General features: G+C 67.1%; 2 protein-coding genes and 1 pseudogene. 1 reads left to right on the top strand and 2 read right to left on the bottom strand.

The genetic code is table 11. The annotated features are described in order from the left end of the window. Nucleotides 1-190, bottom strand: a 190-nt coding sequence (locus tag EA796_RS22870) for a helix-turn-helix domain-containing protein (RefSeq protein ID WP_147459081.1), incomplete at its 3' end; no start/stop codon positions are given. A gap of 6 nt (nucleotides 191-196) precedes the next feature. Beyond that, nucleotides 197-1381 (bottom strand): acetyl-CoA C-acyltransferase family protein, encoded by a 1185-nt coding sequence (locus EA796_RS22865; RefSeq protein WP_122110282.1) that lies wholly within the window; start codon nucleotides 1379-1381, stop codon nucleotides 197-199. A gap of 259 nt (nucleotides 1382-1640) precedes the next feature. On the opposite strand from EA796_RS22865, the pseudogene prpB reads away from it, so the two are divergent. Continuing rightward, nucleotides 1641-1876, top strand: a pseudogene (gene prpB, locus EA796_RS22860) (methylisocitrate lyase); the annotation flags it as partial.

Below are 1876 nucleotides of genomic sequence, written 5' to 3'. Positions count from 1 at the left end.
AGAGCTCCTCGATCAGCTCGAACAGCAGCTGTTCCTTGCTCTCGAAATGGTGATAGAGCGAGCCCGCGGCCATGCCCAGGTGCAGGGCCAGCTCGCGCATGCCGACCTGGGCGAAGCCGCGCTCGGCGAACAGCGCCAGCGCCTTGCCGCGCAGGGTCTCGAGCCTGGTTTCAGCGCACGCACCGGCCATGGCGGCTCACACGCGCTCGAAGATCGCGGCGATACCCTGACCGCCGCCGATGCACATGGTCGCCAGGGCATAGCGGCCGCCGACCCGATGCAGCTCGTGGATGGCCTTGGTGACGATGATCGCGCCGGTCGCACCGATCGGATGGCCAAGGGAAATGCCCGAGCCATTGGGGTTGACCCGCGCCGGGTCGAAGTCCAGCTCACGGGCCACGGCACAGGCCTGGGCGGCGAACGCCTCGTTGGACTCGATCACATCCAGGTCGGCCACCGTCAGGCCGGCGCGCCGCAGCGCCAGGCGCGTTGCCGGAATCGGCCCGAGCCCCATCAGCTCGGGCTCGACGCCGGCGTGGGCATAGCTGACCAGGCGCGCCAGCGGGCGCAGATTGTCGCTCTTCACCGCCGCGCCGCTGGCCAGCAGCAGCGCGGCGGCGCCGTCGTTGAGGCCCGAAGCGTTGCCGGCGGTCACCGTGCCGCCCTGCTTGAAGGCGGTCTTCATCGCCGCCAGCTGCTCCAGGGAGACATCGCCGCGCACATGCTCGTCGACCTCGAACAGCTGCACGCCTTTGCGGCTCTTCAGCTCCACCGGCACGATCTGGCTGGCGAAGCGCCCTTCAGCGATGGCGCGGGCGGCGCGGCGCTGGCTCTCCAGGGCCAGCTCATCCTGCGCCTCGCGGCTGATGCCATGGCGCTCGGCCACGTTCTCGGCGGTGATGCCCATATGGATGCGCTGGAAGGGGTCGTGCAGCACGCCGAGCATATAGTCCTGCGCCTGCATGTCGCCCAGGCGCGCGCCCCAGCGCGCGGCGGACATCAGGTAGGGCCCGCGGCTCATCGACTCGGCGCCGCCGGCGATGGCCACCTCGGTGTCCCCCAGCAGCAGGCTCTGCGCCGCCGAAATCACCGCCTGCAGGCCGGAACCGCAGAGGCGGTTGACGTTGAAGGCCGGGGTTTCCTTGGGCAGACCGGCATTCAGCGCCGCCACTCGGGCCAGGTAGGCATCGCCCGGTTCGCTGGCAATCACATTGCCCAGCACCACATGCCCGACCCGCTCCGGTGCGCAGCCGGCGCGCTGCAGGGCCGCGCCGACGGCCGTGGTGGCCAGTTGCGACAGCGCGACATCCTTGAGCGAGCCGCCGAAGGAGCCGATGGCGGTTCGTGCAGCGCTGACGATAAAGACTTCGGGGGTAGACATGGCGAACTCCGTTTAATGGGGATAACCGGTTGCTGTGGCGTACACATCCAGCCGGATGGGGTGACCTCGCCGCATGCCTCCAATCTAGGGACAGCGGCGCCGGACGTCTTTTCATTTAGTGACAAATGGCTGTCATTTCATGACAAGCCTCAATGATTGTCGACACTTTAATATCAGCCGATTGACCAAGGCTACTTTAATGAGTAGTTTTCGACCATCAACTGAAATATTGTCGACACGTAACAGCCAAAGGCCAATCATGCAATCAGCCTCCTCCGCCAAGACCCCCGGCCAGCACTTCCGCCAGGCCCTCGCCATCGAGACGCCGTTGCAGGTGATCGGCGCAATCAACGCCAACCATGCGCTGCTGGCCAAGCGCGCCGGTTTTCGCGCCCTCTACCTGTCCGGTGGCGGCGTCGCCGCCGGCTCCCTGGGCCTGCCGGACCTGGGCATCAACACCCTGGACGACGTGCTCACCGACGTGCGCCGCATCAC

Source organism: Pseudomonas sp. AOB-7, assembly GCF_003696305.1.
GTDB lineage: Bacteria > Pseudomonadota > Gammaproteobacteria > Pseudomonadales > Pseudomonadaceae > Aquipseudomonas.
Note: the sequence above shows the minus strand (reverse complement) of the source record. Positions and strands in the feature narration are given on the sequence as shown.